This window comes from Ferrovibrio sp., from assembly GCF_029255545.1.
In the GTDB taxonomy this organism is placed as follows: Bacteria; Pseudomonadota; Alphaproteobacteria; order Ferrovibrionales; family Ferrovibrionaceae; genus Ferrovibrio.
This window is the reverse complement of sequence record NZ_JANLJJ010000109.1, coordinates 1-14,472: the sequence shown is the minus strand read 5'-3', so window position 1 is coordinate 14,472 and position 14,472 is coordinate 1. Positions and strand designations below refer to the sequence as shown.

The 14,472-nt window shown below is 63.3% G+C and carries 16 protein-coding genes; 7 read left to right on the top strand and 9 right to left on the bottom strand.

The window, feature by feature from the left end:
• Positions 1–72: 72 nt before the first annotated feature.
• From Q1J79_RS20125 to Q1J79_RS20100, 6 genes are read right to left on the bottom strand one after another with little or no spacing between them, the layout of a single operon-like run.
• Entirely contained in the window at positions 73–600 is a 528-nt protein-coding gene (locus Q1J79_RS20125) for a carboxymuconolactone decarboxylase family protein (protein ID WP_300304241.1), read from the bottom strand.
• 17 nt (positions 601–617) lie between these two features.
• Complete coding sequence (locus Q1J79_RS20120) at positions 618–1,211, bottom strand: TIGR04282 family arsenosugar biosynthesis glycosyltransferase (RefSeq protein WP_300304238.1); 594 nt, start codon at positions 1,209–1,211, stop codon at positions 618–620.
• Between the two features lie 3 nt (positions 1,212–1,214).
• Complete coding sequence (locus Q1J79_RS20115; RefSeq protein WP_300304235.1) at positions 1,215–1,880, bottom strand: TIGR04283 family arsenosugar biosynthesis glycosyltransferase; 666 nt, start codon at positions 1,878–1,880, stop codon at positions 1,215–1,217.
• On the bottom strand, positions 1,877–2,560 hold the full coding sequence (locus Q1J79_RS20110) for a VTT domain-containing protein (protein ID WP_300304232.1): 684 nt from the start codon (positions 2,558–2,560) through the stop codon (positions 1,877–1,879). The genes Q1J79_RS20115 and Q1J79_RS20110 overlap by 4 nt, the downstream gene beginning before the upstream one ends.
• 8 nt (positions 2,561–2,568) lie before the next feature.
• Complete coding sequence (locus tag Q1J79_RS20105; RefSeq protein WP_300304229.1) at positions 2,569–3,990, bottom strand: FAD-dependent oxidoreductase; 1,422 nt, start codon at positions 3,988–3,990, stop codon at positions 2,569–2,571.
• Positions 3,991–3,996: 6 nt separating this feature from the next.
• Positions 3,997–5,853: a radical SAM protein gene (locus Q1J79_RS20100; protein ID WP_300304226.1), complete on the bottom strand. Its 1,857-nt coding sequence runs from the start codon at positions 5,851–5,853 to the stop codon at positions 3,997–3,999.
• A gap of 277 nt (positions 5,854–6,130) precedes the next feature.
• On the opposite strand from Q1J79_RS20100, the gene Q1J79_RS20095 reads away from it, so the two are divergent.
• From Q1J79_RS20095 to Q1J79_RS20080, 4 genes are all read left to right on the top strand, one after another.
• Complete coding sequence (locus tag Q1J79_RS20095) at positions 6,131–6,655, top strand: sigma-70 family RNA polymerase sigma factor (RefSeq protein ID WP_300304223.1); 525 nt, start codon at positions 6,131–6,133, stop codon at positions 6,653–6,655.
• Positions 6,652–7,284 (top strand): CGNR zinc finger domain-containing protein, encoded by a 633-nt coding sequence (locus tag Q1J79_RS20090; RefSeq protein ID WP_300304220.1) that lies wholly within the window; start codon positions 6,652–6,654, stop codon positions 7,282–7,284. The genes Q1J79_RS20095 and Q1J79_RS20090 overlap by 4 nt, the downstream gene beginning before the upstream one ends.
• A gap of 81 nt (positions 7,285–7,365) precedes the next feature.
• The gene (locus Q1J79_RS20085; RefSeq protein ID WP_300304217.1) at positions 7,366–8,790 is read left to right on the top strand and encodes a hypothetical protein; all 1,425 of its coding nucleotides are present in this window, start codon (positions 7,366–7,368) and stop codon (positions 8,788–8,790) included.
• A 32-nt stretch (positions 8,791–8,822) separates the two neighbouring features.
• A complete protein-coding gene (locus tag Q1J79_RS20080; RefSeq protein ID WP_300304214.1) occupies positions 8,823–9,473 on the top strand; it encodes an NrsF family protein in 651 nt (216 codons plus the stop codon).
• 34 nt (positions 9,474–9,507) lie between these two features.
• Here Q1J79_RS20080 and Q1J79_RS20075 read toward each other — a convergent pair whose 3' ends face one another.
• Together Q1J79_RS20075 and Q1J79_RS20070 are read right to left on the bottom strand one after the other, a co-directional pair.
• On the bottom strand, positions 9,508–10,866 hold the full coding sequence (locus Q1J79_RS20075; protein ID WP_300304212.1) for an adenylate/guanylate cyclase domain-containing protein: 1,359 nt from the start codon (positions 10,864–10,866) through the stop codon (positions 9,508–9,510).
• A gap of 54 nt (positions 10,867–10,920) precedes the next feature.
• Entirely contained in the window at positions 10,921–11,202 is a 282-nt protein-coding gene (locus Q1J79_RS20070) for a DUF427 domain-containing protein (protein ID WP_300304210.1), read from the bottom strand.
• Between the two features lie 174 nt (positions 11,203–11,376).
• Here Q1J79_RS20070 and Q1J79_RS20065 point away from each other — a divergent pair, with 174 nt between their 5' ends.
• Positions 11,377–12,060, top strand: coding sequence for a haloacid dehalogenase type II (locus Q1J79_RS20065; protein WP_300304207.1), 684 nt, complete (start codon positions 11,377–11,379; stop codon positions 12,058–12,060).
• Between the two features lie 21 nt (positions 12,061–12,081).
• Here Q1J79_RS20065 and Q1J79_RS20060 read toward each other — a convergent pair whose 3' ends face one another.
• Positions 12,082–12,669 (bottom strand): TetR/AcrR family transcriptional regulator, encoded by a 588-nt coding sequence (locus Q1J79_RS20060; RefSeq protein ID WP_300304204.1) that lies wholly within the window; start codon positions 12,667–12,669, stop codon positions 12,082–12,084.
• A gap of 162 nt (positions 12,670–12,831) precedes the next feature.
• Between Q1J79_RS20060 and Q1J79_RS20055 the strand changes: the two genes are divergently transcribed.
• Positions 12,832–13,380: a peroxiredoxin-like family protein gene (locus tag Q1J79_RS20055; RefSeq protein WP_300304201.1), complete on the top strand. Its 549-nt coding sequence runs from the start codon at positions 12,832–12,834 to the stop codon at positions 13,378–13,380.
• A gap of 12 nt (positions 13,381–13,392) precedes the next feature.
• Positions 13,393–14,253: a DUF547 domain-containing protein gene (locus Q1J79_RS20050; protein ID WP_300304198.1), complete on the top strand. Its 861-nt coding sequence runs from the start codon at positions 13,393–13,395 to the stop codon at positions 14,251–14,253.
• Positions 14,254–14,472: the final 219 nt, after the last annotated feature.

Below are 14,472 nucleotides of genomic sequence, written 5' to 3'. Positions count from 1 at the left end.
GGATCGTCGTCGGAATTTCTGCTGATACCAGTCGCGGATGCCTGGCGCCATACAGGCTCTTTCAGTCCCTGATCATTGTTTCCTGATCATGCAGAAGCCCTGGGGTGGCACATCCAACGCCGCATTGAATTTCGAGGACAGGTTCTGGAATGCGATCAGGCCGGTCAGTTCCACGATGGTGTCGTCATCCCAGCGGGCTTTCACCCTGGCGCGCAGATTCTCGCTCACACCAGGCTCGGTGATGGTCATGGCCTCGGCATAGTCCAGGGCCAGCCTCTCATCGTCGGAATAAAGGTCGCTGGTCCGCCAGTCCGGCAGGGCCAGCACCTTTTCTTCCGCCACGCCGCGCTTCAGTAACGTGGCCGAATTGATGTCGACGCAGAAGGCGCAATGATTGATCTGCGAAACGCGGACGGTGACCAGGGAGCGCAAAGCAGGAGACAACGGCGAGCCTGCCCGGTTCAGCGCGCCATACAGCAGCGCCACCGTGGCAAAGACCCAGGGGCTGCGGCCCCAGAGCAGGCCGGGCTCGAGGACCCTGCCGTAAGTCTTCTTCTGCTTCCGGAAGAACAGGCGGATGAACCAGGGATAGTGGGACATCGGTTTCGCCGGCACCATCATCGCGTTGCGCTCCGTTGCGTGAGTTGCCGCAGGTCGGCTCCGGTATCAATGTCATCCAGCATGTCGAGCAGGGCAAAACGATACCCGCCGAGATTGGCAGTCGTGTCGGCCAGGGCATGCGGCGTGGACCAGCGCACGTTTGCGAAAGGATCAACAAAGCGGGGCCGCCGCCGCAGGCCGACCAGCCAGTAGCCGCCGTCGCTGGCCGGGCCGAAAACGGCATCGTTGCCGCCGAGGTCCCTGAAGGCCCGGGCGATATGCCGGCGCGCGATGCCGGGAATGTCGCTGCCAATGATCACGACGGGGCCCGGCGGCATCGCCTGGGCGACCCTGCCCATGCGCCGCCCGAGATCGCCCCGCGGCTGTGGCAGCGTGAAGGCCTCGCTGCCCCAATGGCTCCGGGCATGAGGCGCCAGGGCCAGCCAGGTTTTCCAGCGCCGATCAGGAGCAAGCTTGCGCAGGGTCGCGGCCAGGCACTGGCGCTGGAACCTGAGTGCCTCGGCGGCGCCGATATCGGCCGCCAGCCGGCGCTTTCCGGTTCCCATCCGGGGGACCCGCGCGAAGATCACAAGGTGATTTTGCGGGCGCATCGGTCAGCCGTAGATCCGCTGGATCAGCTGTGGCGGCAGGCCGGCATAATACAGCGAGAGGCAGAGCAGGTTGCGGGCCGAGCGCCGCAGCCAGCCCTGTCTCTCCCAGCGGACGGCGTCGGTCACCGCTTCCACAGGGATTTCCGCAAGGCGGGATTTCCCGAGGCGCCGGATCATGTCGACATCCTCCATCAGCGGCAGCGCGCGGTATCCTCCCACGTCCTCATAGAGGTGGCGGGACATGAGCAGGCCCTGATCGCCATAGGGCAGGCCCAGCGCACGCGACCGCCACGCCACGGCATGCTCCAGCAGACGGGCCTGCGGCTGGGTCGAGCGCAGGGTGAAGCGGAAATATCCGGCGGTGAGTCCGTCGCCCAGACGATTGGTAAAGTCAGCGACCGTGTGGCGCCATGCCGGCGCCAGCTCCGTATCGGCGTGCAGGAACAACAGCCAGTCGCCGCGCGCCGCCGCCGCGCCCCGGGCAAGCTGAATGCCCCGTCCGCGGGGTGAGCTGACGACAGCCGCTCCCAGCGACCGGGCGAGATCCGGTGTATTGTCGACCGAGCCGCCATCGACGACGACGATCTCGTCAGCGCCGCGCATGGACTCGATCGTGCGGCCCAGCAGCGCCGATGAATTCAGGGTGGGTATGACGACCGACAGGATCATTCGCCGCGCAGTTTCCGCACCACAACCGGGATCAGGGCCAGTATGCCAAGTCCGGCAAAGGCGCCGAGCAGGGTAGGGCTGAGGACATCGCCGAGGCTGACATCCTGTCCGGCATCGAACAGCGCGCCAATCCCCGCGCCAAAGGCGGCGAAAACCAGCGTTCCGGGGATGATGCCGATGGCGGTGGCGGCCGCGAACAGCCGCAGCGGAACGCCCGAGAAGGCCGGAACGAGATTCACGACCCAGAACGGAAATACCGGCACAACGCGCAGGAAGAGCAGGTAGCTGAACGCATTCTTCCGGAAGCCGGCATCCATGCGCTGAATGAAGGGACCGGCCTTCCTGAGCAGGAAATCGCCGATCACGAATTTCGCCGCCAGGAAAACGATCATCGCGCCGGCCGTGGCCGCCAGCACGGCGATCAGGCCGCCGATAAGAGTGCCGAACAACATGCCGGAGGCCACCGTCATGATCGTGGCGCCCGGCAGCGACAGCGCGACGACCAGCGTGTACAGCAGGAAAAAGGACAGGGTGGCGACCAGAATATGCCGGTCGACAAAATCCATGAGCAGCTGGCGATGCTCCTTGAGCGATTCCAGAGTCAAGTAATGGTGGAGATCAAGGAAGATTGCGGCGACCGTCAGGGCGATCAGGACCAGCAGGGGAAGAAACCGCGTCATGGCCTGCATCATCCCAGCAGTCCAAGCAGGCGGACTAGCCAGCGGCTGCGTTTGCCGAACAGCATCGGCGCGTAATATGAGCCGGCCGCGCGCTTGCTGATTTCGCCAAGCGTGGGGTAGGGCGCGATCATTCCGGCCATGGCGCCGATGCCCAGTTTGCCTGATATGGCCAGGCCCCAATGCTGGATAAGCTCGCCTGCATTCGGGCCGATCATGGTCGCGCCGAGGATGCGGCCCTTCCGGTCGAGGATGGCCTTGGCGAACCCGTCCGTCCGACGCTCGGCGCGGGCGCGGTCATTGCCGGCAAAATCGGCGCGCACGATCCGGATCGAATCACCAAACTGCTTGCGCGCCATATCCTCGGTCAGCCCGACCTGCGCGAGTTCGGGGTCGGCATAGGTCACCCATGGCAGCGCCCTGTCGTCGACCCTGGCTGGCAGGCGGAACAAGGCGTTCCGCAGGATGATGCCCGCATGATACCCGGCCCAGTGAGTGAATTGCGGGCCGCCGGCCACGTCGCCGGCCGCGAACACTGTTTTGTTTGACGTCCGCAGCCTGTCGTCCACGGTGATGCCGGCGGCGGAATGGGCGATGCCGGCCTTGTCGAGATTGAGGTTTTCGGTATTCGGGCGGCGGCCGGCGGCGATCAGCAGATGCGTGCCGGTTATCCGGCTGTCGTCGTCCAGAACGATGGCAATGCCGCCGGTTTCCGGCTCGACGCGGCGGATGCCCACAGTCTCCCGGATCGTGATTCCGCTGGCCCGCAACTGCCCGGCCAGGATCGCGACGGCTTCCGGATCGTCCTTCGGCAGCATGACCGCACGGTCCAGGATGGTGACCTGCGCGCCCAGCCGATGGAAGGCCTGCGCCATTTCACAGCCGATGGGGCCGGCGCCGATGACGATCAGATGTTTGGGAAGCTCACGCAGGTCGAACAGCGTTTCATTCGTCAGGTATGGCACGGTTTCCAGGCCCGGGATGGGAGGAAGGGCCGCCCGACTGCCCGTTGCGACCACGTATCGCCGGGCCCGCACGGTTTTGTCGCCGGCGGTTACGGTCCGCTCATCGCTGAAGACGCCATGGGCCCGGATCACCGTGCAGCCGAGCTTGGTAAAGCGCTCCTCGGAGTCATGCGGCGCGATCTGGGCGATGACGTCATGGACATGGGCATGCACAGCCGTGTAATCGACCGTCGCGCCGGTCACACGGACTCCGAAAGCGCCGGCGGTGCGGACCGCATGGGCGGCATGGGCGGCAGCCAGAAGGGCCTTGGATGGGACGCAGCCTGTATTCAGGCAATCGCCACCCATCCGGTTCGCCTCGATCAGTACCGTACGAGCCCCCATCTGGGCTGCGCCGGCAGCGACCGAAAGGCCTGCCGAACCCGCGCCGATGATGCAGATATCCGCGTTGATGAATTCGGATGCCATGTCGGATCAGGCCTGCGAGATGCTGCAGGAGGCGCCACCCAGCACGCAGAATTTTGCGCAATGACGGTGATTCAGGCTGACCGATCTGGTGGCGGTGCCAAGGGATCTGCCGAGTTCGAACCGCCGGTCGTAAGGCAGCAGCGTGCAGGCCACGACGCTGGGGGCGGCGGCATCCTTGTGCCGCACGATCATGCGCGAGGTGGCGCACATGATATCGTTCGGATTCTTGCTCAGGATCGACCAGCATTGCTCGGTGATCTCCGGGACCTCGGCGCCTTCGTCCATTTCGGGGAAGAGAACCAGCTTTGAGGGGTTCTCGACCGGAATGGCGATCTCCATTAACGTCATGAGTCCGGCGAAGCCCTTGCGCAGCGCGGCCTCGCTTTCGTCCCAGATCATGCGACCGGCGATGGCGACGTCGAATCCATTGGCGGTCAGCCACATCAGGCCGTTCATGGTCGGGACCCAGCTATTGGGGCCCCTGATTTTCTCGTGTTTCTCGCGGGTATAGTGATCGACCGATACGCGGATCGAGATCCGGCCCGGGAAACGGCGGTTCAGTTCGGCCAGGGCCAGTTGCCGGTGCTGCATCGGCTTCATGGCATTGGTCAGGACCAGGACCCGATAGCCGGATTGCAGCGCATCCTCGAGCATGGCGATCATATCGGGATTCATGAATGGCTCGCCGCCGGTGAAGCCGATCTCTTCCAGTTCCGGATGCAGGATTTTTGCCTCTGCCAGGAAGCCTCGCACGTCCGCCGCCGAGAGATACGCCAGCCGGTCGTTGCGCGGCGAGGATTCGATATAGCAGTTCTCGCAGGCAATGTTGCACAGCGTGCCGGTATTGAACCACAGGGTCTTCAGCTGGGACAACGCGACATGCGCCCGCAGCGCCCCCGATACGGTGGTGACGGGATCGGTGAATTTGCGGTCCTTCTGCGCGGCGGCCAGGTCGATCAGGCAGGCCTGGATGGAATCATCGAATGCCAGGGATTGCGGTTCGATCGGCGCGGCCCGGCGGGCCAGCTCGGTGGGGGGAAGGACATCGCAGCTCGGCCATAGCCCGGTAGCCAGGGCCTCGACATAGCTGGCCGGCAGGTTGGCCGCCAGCATTTTCTCCATCGCCGGTGCCGGATCGTAGCGCAGCTCGCGATGCTGGATGTCGAGGCCATTTGCGGTGGCTGTGATCAGCGAAAACCAGGTGCGCGCCGTACCGTCATTGGCGGGCATGCCGATGGCGCCGGAATTGTGCCAGATCAGGCCATTCACGACGCGGGTGAATGGAATCCCGCAATGCCCGCCGATGACCCCATCGCAGCCTGACAATGTCAACTGCTCCAGGAATTCGGCATCCGGCTGCGACGGAAACAGGAAGCGGTTGATCTGATCCACCGCGCCATGGATGACGGCGAACCGCTTGCCGCCGATCTCGACATCGATGCGGCGTGGCAGGTTGCGCATCCAGGCGCGGGAGCTCCGGTCAAGCTGCGCATCGGAATGCGCATACCAGGCCGCGGAGAGGCGGTCGCATGCGGAACCCTCCTCGAAGCCGCAGCCGCAATCCTCGGCGCTGTTGCCAAGCGATTCCTCGCAATTGCCCATGATCACATGAACGCCTGAATCCCTGATCAGGCGAACGGTTTCCAGGGCATCGGCGCAGTAGGCGACCACGTCGCCGGTGCAGATCATGCGCGCGGGCGGAATGCCGAGCCGCATGGCTTCGGCGAGCAAGGCCTGGGTGGCCTCAAGATTGCTGTAGCAGCCGCCGAACACCAGCACAGGCCCATCCATGTGGATGACCCCGGGGCGGCGCTCCGGCTCGGGCAGACCGCTGCCAGGCTCACGCAGGGGTTCGATATACATGGGGCGCCTCCAATACGGGTGTCTTACCAATATTCGTCCGACCGGCCGGATGGTTACAGCGCGACCCGAAAAATCTCCGGGTCCGTTCCGGAACAAGCCACTTCGTCCGGCTGCCGCATACTGGAACATGGGTGAGATTCGGCGGCAGCCGGATCAACAGCCCGTGAGGAGGCGCGGTATTGCCTTGCCCATCCCGGGCCCGCGCCGCTAATTAACCGGTATAACGCATCCTAACAGGTTAATCCGGATGGCCCATCCAGACGGGGATCGCTTTGGCGTGCTGCTGTCGGCGGCGATTGGCGGCGACCAGCAGGCCTATGCCACCCTGCTGGTGGACGTGACGCCCGTTCTGCGGGGTCTCGTGAGCCCGAAGTTTGCGGCTGGTGATGTTGAGGATATCGTTCAGGACATCCTGATGTCGCTGCATGCGGCCCGCCACACCTACGAACCGGATCGCCCGTTTTTCCCCTGGTTGTTCACCATTGCCCGGCGGCGCATGAGCGACCATCTGCGCCGGGAGTATCGCCAGCGCCGCCTGTCTGGGGCGGATTATACCCTGCTTCGCGGGGGCGACGCCTGCCAGTCGCAGGTCGAGGATGAAATGACCGTGGCGACCGTGCTCGAGAAATGGCTTCCAGGCCTGACAAAGTCACAATCCGTTGCCGTCAGGCTGCTGAAGGTGCGTGGCCTGACCCTTGCCGAGGCGGCGACCGAAAGCGGCATGACCCCCGCAGCATTGAAGGTTGCTGCACACAGGGCCATGAAAACGTTGCGGACCGATCTGGCCGAGGGCATGGCTTGAGCCGGGCGGAATCCGCGCCTGCCGTGGAAGCCGCAGGCCGGTTTGCCCTGATCGGAAACCGGCTCGCGCTCGACTTTGCCAACACCGTCCATGCCCGCCGCCAGAATGTCGATGCCATCCGGACAGTGGAAGACATCCTCGATTTCCTGAAGGCCGCTGGGGCGTTGCCAGGCCAGGCCGGCAAGCTGGCCGGCTCGGACCGGACCGCCAGGAGCGAACTGCTCGATCGCGCATTGAGATTGAGGGTTGCCTTGCGCGCCTGGCTCGACGCCGGTGCCGAGCCTCCTGGCGGGCAAACCAACCTGATCCGCAGCATCAATGGCATACTGGCCGCCAATACCACCGCGGTGACCCTGTGGCGGGAGGGGAAAGGCTGGGGCCTGAAGCAGGTGGCGCATCCGCGCAGCCTTCTCGCCGTTCTTGCGCCCGTTGCAGTATCTGCTGCCGAACTGATCGCCGAAGGACGGGACGCGCCGATCCGGAAATGCGGCAACCCCAACTGCCCGATGTATTTCTACGATACATCGAGGACCGGAAAACGGCGCTGGTGCTCGATGAAAAGCTGCGGAAACCACGCCAAGGTCCGGTCGTTCCTGAAGCGCCGGAGCGAAGGTCACGTGATATTATGAGATTGCGGTGAAACAAATCGGGCGTTTCTCCGAATTAGGAATCGGCAGCGGAAAACCGCTGTCTCCTGACGGAGCTCTGAGATGTCCCTGGAAACGCTTGCACCGTGGTTGGTCCTTCTGGCTTATGCCGTGGTCACCTGGTTCATAACCCCCAAGAAAGTATCGTCCCCGCAGTTCTTCAACGGGGCATCGGATTCGGGCCACGCGCCGGGCATCATCCTTGTCGCCCTGTCGGCCGCGATTACCTGGGTGTTTGCGAAGTCGATCGCCAATGCCGCCGACCTCGCCTATGCCTTCGGTTTGGCCGGCAGTATCGGCTATACGATTTATTACCTCAGCTTTGGCGTCGCCGGACTGGCCATCTACTGGCTGCGCACGCGGGGCGGCTACATCTCGCTGACACATTTCCTGGTCGACAAATACGGCGCTCTTTGCGCCCGCATCTTCCTGCTGACCATCGCCTTCCGCCTGTTCAACGAGGTTTGGTCGAACACCAAGGTAATGGCCCTGTATTTCGGGGCGGAGGGCAGCGGCTCCTACTGGCTGGCGGCCTTCGCCATCACCGCGTTCACGGTATCCTATGCCTGGTCGGGCGGCATGCGCGCCAGCCTGCTCACCGACCGGCTCCAGACCATCCTGGCGCTTGTGCTGCTCGGCGTCGTGCTGGCAGTCCTGCTCCCCAACCTGTCCATGAAGGGTATTCCGTCCACGCCGCCCGCGATTCACCAGGCCGGCCTTACATTCTGTCTGCTGGCCCTGGTTCAGGTCCTGTCCTACCCGTTCCACGACCCCGTGATGACCGACCGGGGTTTCCTGAACAAGCCGCGCGACATGCTGAAATCCTTCGTCCTGGCGGGGATCATCAGTGGCGGCTTCATCTTCCTCTTCAGCTTCGTGGGGCTCTATGCCAGGGCGGAAGGACTGACCGGCAGCCCATCGGTGGCCGTGCCCGCTGCCTTTGGCCTGGTGATGATGCTGGTCTTCAATGGCATCATGCTGCTGTCCGGCGGGTCGACGATCGATTCCACCTTCACCAGCGTGGCAAAGCTGGCGGCGAAAGACTGGCGGAACGAGACGGATGAAGGATCGTACAGCCAGCTGCAGACGGGTCGTAACGCCATCCTGGCCATCGCCATTCTGGGCAATCTGCCGCTTCTGACCATTTATCTGGGAGACAAGGTCGGCCCGGCCGTGATCGCGGCAACGACCATCAGCGGCACCATGGTCATGGGGCTGGCGCCGATTTTCCTGCTGTCCTGGATCAGGCCGGCTGGCCGCCTGAGCTTTCACCTGGCCTTCTGGCCGGGGCTGGGCATCGGCATCCTCCGGACCATTGAGACTTTCGCGAAGGTCGAGGTTTTTCCGAAGGCACTGATGCTGGGCTCGGGAAAATACGCCCTTGATCTTGGCGTGAATGTCTGGGGACTGATATTCTGTACCGCAGGTTATCTCGTTGGAGCGGCGCTTGCCGCGCGGATGGCGCCCAGGGCGGTGCCGGCCGGGTAAGGGCGGCGCCGAGGAGACAGGATAGGGCAGGAATGGCGGATACCGGAGATCTGATCAAGCGGCTTGTGGCAGAGGCGCAGCCTGTGCGGCGGTTTCCCGCTCCGGTGAAGGTGGTTGGATTCTGGGCGGTCGTTGCGGTTGCCGGCGTAACGCTGTTCGCCGCCGGCATGGGGACGCGGCCCGATCTGGCCGAACGCCTGGGCAATCCCCGGTATCTGATCGATCTCGGCGCGGCTCTGGCGACCGGCCTCGGCGCGGCCTGGGCGGCCGTCGTATCGGTGATGCCCGGGCGGCCGAACTGGCAAAGAGGCATTCCCGTGGTGCCAACCCTGCTGTGGCTGGGCTCGCTGATTTATGGCGCGCTGCCCGATCAGTCGCCGCTGCGGGTGGATCTGGTCTGCCTGCCGGTCATTGCGCTGGTCGCTTCGCTGCCCTGCCTGCTGCTGCTCTACGTCATGCGGCGTGGCGTCGTCCTGTCTCCCTGCCTGAGCATGTTCCTGGCCACGGCCGCATCGGCATCCGTCGCCTATATCGGGCTGCGGCTGGTTCACCTTGAGGATGCCGGACGGATGATCCTGGTCTGGCAGTTCGGCTCGGTGGTTGCCCTGTCCCTGGCGACCTCCTGCCTGGGCAGTTACCTGTTCCCACCCAAGAAGGCCCCCTCGATGGGAAGCGCAGCCTGAGGCCCCAGCCGGATTGCCAGAGCGGACCGGCAGATCAGGGCTCGATGATCGCCAGGTCGACCGGCGCCGCGGCCCCATCCACAAATCTGCCGGCGCGTATTTCGATGCTGGAAGGGGGCTTGTAGCCCTGCGCAATCGCGGCATCCAGGGCCTGCCTGGTGGCCAGGCCGAAGCAGGCTTCGGTCTTGCAGTGCTTTTCCAGCTTCGCGCAGAGATTCACCGCATCCCCGATGATGGTGTATTCGAGGCGGTTCTCTGATCCGACGACGCCGAAAATCACGGGCCCGACCGTCACCGATACCCCGAGAGAGACCGGCATCTTGCCCGCGGACCGGCGCTCGGCATTCCAGGCATCCATGACGGCCCTGATGTCATGGATCGCCAGAAGCGCATTGCGCGCGTATTCATGATCGGGGGTGTTGACGCCGAACGATGCCAGGATGCCATCGCCGAGGAACTTGTCGATCCGGCCGCCACGGGCATTGATCGTCCGCACAATCCTGTCCTGGTATTCCGACAGAAGCCGCATGACCTCATCGGGCGTCTTTGCCGTCGCCATCGCGGTGAATCCGCGAATATCGACATTCAGGATCGCGGCATCCCTGATCACGCCCTGCCCGGGCCGGAGCGAGGTTTCGGATTCCGAAATCGTGGCGGCGACCTCAGGGGCGAAAAACCGCTTCAGCTCGGCGGCGGCCGTGCTCTCCCTGGCGGCAAATATCAGCAGGCGCTTCGCTCTGGTTATGGCGATGGCGATAATGCCGGTGGTGACCAGGATCGATATGATCTTGTCGAATTCCGCGCCGCGAAGAATCTTGTTGGAAGTGATGTATTCGACATAGGACCGGGTTATGGCGTTCCCCGTATCGTCGGATGCGACGGCGTAATAAACCAGAAAAGCCCATCCGACGGCGGCGCCCACGCCGGTCAGCAGCAGATAAAAAGTATCGAACCGCAGCGCCCGCAGCGCGATGAAAATGAAAGCATAAAGCAGCGTCGGCGCCTTCAGGTAGAAGCCCGGCGGCTGCTGGTATTCGATGTGGAAGCCCCATATCAGCAGCATCAGCAGGGCCACATCGGCAATGACCGACAGCGCGAGGAACCAGCCGGGAATGAAGCCTTTTTCGCAGAGATAAAGGCGAAGCAGGCTGAAGACCAGGTAGGCGCCGATCACCTTGATGGTGATGGAATCGAACATGCCCTGATCCGCCGGCTTGGGCGCAAGGAAATACAGGGTGATGAATGTCAGGATGATCAGGAGCTGACAGATCGTGATCAGCCGTTCGCTGGCGGCCTGCTGCTTGCGGATGGCAACGGCAACACGGTCGGGTGTTTTGCCCGCATTCGAGAATCCGAACAGGAAGTCGGACAGCGCCTGAAGGTGTCGCCCCATTTTTTCATGTCCGATCATGGGCCGGAAGATGTCTATCCGGCCGCGGGATTCGAATCAGCCGACCCTGACGCCACGCCAGAAGGCGATCCGGTCCTTGATGTTCTTCGCCGCATCCTTGGGGTCGGGATAATACCAGGCGGCATCCCGGTTTTCCTGGCCGTTCACCGACAGGGTATAATACCGCGCGGTCCCCTTCCAGGAGCAGACGGTGGTGGTGTCGCTTGGCTTCAGGTATTCCGGCCTGACCGCGGCGGCGGGAAAATAATGGTTCCCCTCGACGACGATCGTCTCATCGGATTCCGCGATAACCGCATCATTCCACGTTGCCTTGACCATTATGTCCTCCGCTGAATGTCTCAAGCATGTTGTGTTCGCCCGGTTTAGTACATTGTGTTCTGGTCACAAGACGGTGAAACGGGGCCGGTAAATTTTCGCCGCCCTGCTACCCATCGCTTTCGTGCCGCGCCATATCCCCGGTATGGTGCATAAAAGCGCAAGGGGGGATGGATCATGACTCAGCTCACTGGTATTCGCGCCTGTGTTTTTGACGCCTACGGAACGCTGTTCGACGTGAACAGCGCGGCCCGGGCCATGCAGGACCGGCTGGGCGAGACATGGCCGGCCCTAGCGGATACCTGGCGGACCAAGCAGCTCCAGTATACCTGGCTGCGCGGCCTGGCTGGCCGTCATGCCGATTTCTGGCAGGTCACCGGCGATGCGCTGGATTTCGCCCTGCAAACTCACGGCTTTGACGATGCCGGCCTGCGTCATGACCTGATGCAGCTTTATCTGCGCCTCAACGCCTTCCCGGAAGTGGCCGACACCCTCCGCGCGCTGAAAGCCTCCGGCTTCAAGCTGGCGATCCTCTCGAACGGAACGCCAGCGATGCTGCAGGCCGCGGTCGAGAATGCCGCCATCGCCGAAGTCATGGATGCCATCCTCTCGGTGGAGGAGGTTGGAGTCTACAAGCCGCACCCCTCGGTTTACCAGCTGGCCGTCGACAGGCTCGGCGTACATGGCAGCGAGATTTGTTTTCTCTCGTCCAATGGCTGGGATGCCTATTCGGCGAAGGCCTTTGGTTTCCGGGTGCTCTGGTGCAACCGCTATGGCCAGCCGCCGGAGCGGATTCCGGAGGCGCCAGACGCGCAGATCCGCTCGCTTGCCGAATTGCCGCCGCTGCTGAAATCCCGCTAGCAGGGTCTCACCACCCGAAGATCAGTGCGTGCCGCGCAGATCGGCGAGCGCGGCATCTGCGATATCGTGCAGCATCTTCTTGTCCTGGCTGGTCCGCGACAGCACGCGGATCGAGATGATGGCTGCCAGCAGGATGTTGGCGAGGCCAGCGGTGTCCCTGCTGCCGGCAACGCGCCCCATCCGCCGGGCCTTGAGAATCGATCGCTGAAATCCGTCGCGGATTTCCTGCAATCCATTCCGGATTTCCGTGTCCAGATCAGGGTCGGTCCGGGCCAGCTCGACGGCGGAATTGATCAGCAGGCAGCCGCGGCGGTCGGCCAGCGAGGCAGCGATGGCCCCGTCGAAGAAAGCCCTGAGCGCCGCCACCGGATCCGCCGCCTGATCAAGCGCCGCGATCTTGCGGCGCGTGGAGCGGTCGAGATATCGCGCCAGGGCCGCGAGGAACAGGGCGCGTTTGTCGCCAAAGGCATTGTACATGCTGGCGCCCGTCATCCCCATGCCGGCGGCCAGATCCCGGGTGGTGGTCGCGTGATAGCCGTTCAGCCAGAAGCAGTCGATCGCCGCCTCGAGCGCGGTCTCGGAATCAAATGTACGTGGACGTCCGGCCAAGGGGCCTCCTGCGGCTCAAGAACACGAATTTCGCGACCGGTCTAAGCGGCTTGTTTATTTTTAGATCAAATGATCTAAAATAGCAAGGACTGCCTTCGCGCCGCATCCGGCGGCGACACGACGGCTTGCCGGCCTCCGGCCATCATCAACGAGGACCATGCCATGACCGATCTTGTTCCGCTTCTTCCGCGCCAGCCCGTTCCGCCCCTGGCGGTTGACCTCGTCGGTGGTGGCCGTTTCGACATTTCCGCCGAGCAACCCGACAATTTTTCCATGGTTGTCTTCTATCGTGGCCTGCACTGCCCGATCTGCCGCACCCAGTTGCGTGACCTTGAGGCGCGGCTTGGCGATTTTGCCGGTCGCGGCACCAGCGTGGTCGCGATCTCGTCCGACACGCGGGAACGCGCGGAACAAACGAAGAGGGATTGGGGGCTGCCCGGCCTCCGGCTTGGTTACGGCCTCGATCTGGCCACCGCCCGAAGCTGGGGGCTGTTCGTGTCGACCAGCCGGGGAAAGACGTCCCTGGGCATCGAGGAGCCAGGCCGGTTTTCCGAGCCCGGCATATTCCTGGTGCGGCCGGACCGGAGCCTCTATTTCGCCAGCGTGCAGACCATGCCGTTCGCCCGCCCGCATCTCCAGGACATCCTGGGCGCGCTCGATTTCGTCCTGAAGAACAATTACCCGGCGCGCGGCGAAGTCGTGCGGCTTTAGGATGCATTCGCAATGCCGCCATTGACCGAAATCGTTGGCATGCTGCAATCGAAGGCCAGCCGCGTGGGCGTGCTGGTCTTCTTTCTCATCTCAGCGGTGGCCCCCATGCACGGGGCGGCCGCCTTCGATCATGGTTATGGCCGGTGGGATACGCTTCTGAAGCGCAGTGTCGTCGTATCGGATGATGGCACCCGGTCCGCCGTGAAGTATGGCAGCCTGAAGGCCGAACGGGCGCAACTGGCCCGGGTGCTCGATGACTTGTCATCCGTCAGTGCGGCGGACTACGGGAGCTGGGACAGGAGCACGCAACTGGCCTTCCTGATCAATGCCTATAACGCCTTCACCATCGAGCTTGTCCTTACGCGATACCCAGAGCTTGGTTCGATAAAGGATATCGGCGGATTGTTCGGGTCCCCCTGGAAACAGGCGTTCATTCCGTTGCTGGGGCGAACCATCAGCCTTGACGACCTTGAGCATGGAATCATCCGGCAGCCAGGCATCTTCAATGAACCGCGCATCCATGTGGCGGTTGTCTGTGCGTCCATCGGCTGCCCCATGCTGCGCCCGGAGGCCTATCGGCCGGATCGCCTTGATGCCCAGCTGGAAGACGCCATGCGCAGGTTTCTGTCCGACCGGACCCGCAACCGCCATGATGCCGGAACGAATACGCTGCATGTCTCCAGGATATTCGACTGGTACAGAGGCGATTTTGAAGCCACCGGCCAGGACAGGTCGTCGCTGAATGCCTATCTGTCGGCCTATGCCGGCGCGCTGGCGGAGAACGAGGCCGCCGGCCGCAAAATCCGGTCTGGCGACTTTGCCATCCGTTTCCTGAAATACGATTGGCGCCTGAATGATTACAAGGCGCCGTGACAGGCATTCCCATGGCTATCCGGGATCGGGCCGCAATCCAGCGCCGTGGCGACCCGATTGCGACCCGCCACAACGGTCACTTGTTGGTCTTGAGGAACGCCTCGATCAGACTGGCCAGATAGACCGGGGTTTCATGCATGGGATAATGCCCGGCATCGGTTATGAACGAGAACTGCGCCTTAGGGTACCAGGCGCCGAAAGTCTTGCGCAGATGCTCCT

What these genes read in the sequence shown, in the direction of transcription:
- Q1J79_RS20075 (WP_300304212.1), bottom strand. Translation starts at nt 10,866, where the DNA reads ATGGGGCGACACCTTCAGGCGCTGTCCGACTTCCTGTTCGGATTCTCG.
- Q1J79_RS20050 (WP_300304198.1), top strand. Translation starts at nt 13,393, where the DNA reads ATGCCGCCATTGACCGAAATCGTTGGCATGCTGCAATCGAAGGCCAGC.
- Q1J79_RS20065 (WP_300304207.1), top strand. Translation starts at nt 11,377, where the DNA reads ATGACTCAGCTCACTGGTATTCGCGCCTGTGTTTTTGACGCCTACGGA.
- Q1J79_RS20070 (WP_300304210.1), bottom strand. Translation starts at nt 11,202, where the DNA reads ATGGTCAAGGCAACGTGGAATGATGCGGTTATCGCGGAATCCGATGAG.
- Q1J79_RS20105 (WP_300304229.1), bottom strand. Translation starts at nt 3,990, where the DNA reads ATGGCATCCGAATTCATCAACGCGGATATCTGCATCATCGGCGCGGGT.
- Q1J79_RS20125 (WP_300304241.1), bottom strand. Translation starts at nt 600, where the DNA reads ATGTCCCACTATCCCTGGTTCATCCGCCTGTTCTTCCGGAAGCAGAAG.
- Q1J79_RS20100 (WP_300304226.1), bottom strand. Translation starts at nt 5,853, where the DNA reads ATGTATATCGAACCCCTGCGTGAGCCTGGCAGCGGTCTGCCCGAGCCG.
- Q1J79_RS20115 (WP_300304235.1), bottom strand. Translation starts at nt 1,880, where the DNA reads ATGATCCTGTCGGTCGTCATACCCACCCTGAATTCATCGGCGCTGCTG.
- Q1J79_RS20110 (WP_300304232.1), bottom strand. Translation starts at nt 2,560, where the DNA reads ATGACGCGGTTTCTTCCCCTGCTGGTCCTGATCGCCCTGACGGTCGCC.
- Q1J79_RS20120 (WP_300304238.1), bottom strand. Translation starts at nt 1,211, where the DNA reads ATGCGCCCGCAAAATCACCTTGTGATCTTCGCGCGGGTCCCCCGGATG.
- Q1J79_RS20085 (WP_300304217.1), top strand. Translation starts at nt 7,366, where the DNA reads ATGTCCCTGGAAACGCTTGCACCGTGGTTGGTCCTTCTGGCTTATGCC.
- Q1J79_RS20080 (WP_300304214.1), top strand. Translation starts at nt 8,823, where the DNA reads ATGGCGGATACCGGAGATCTGATCAAGCGGCTTGTGGCAGAGGCGCAG.
- Q1J79_RS20055 (WP_300304201.1), top strand. Translation starts at nt 12,832, where the DNA reads ATGACCGATCTTGTTCCGCTTCTTCCGCGCCAGCCCGTTCCGCCCCTG.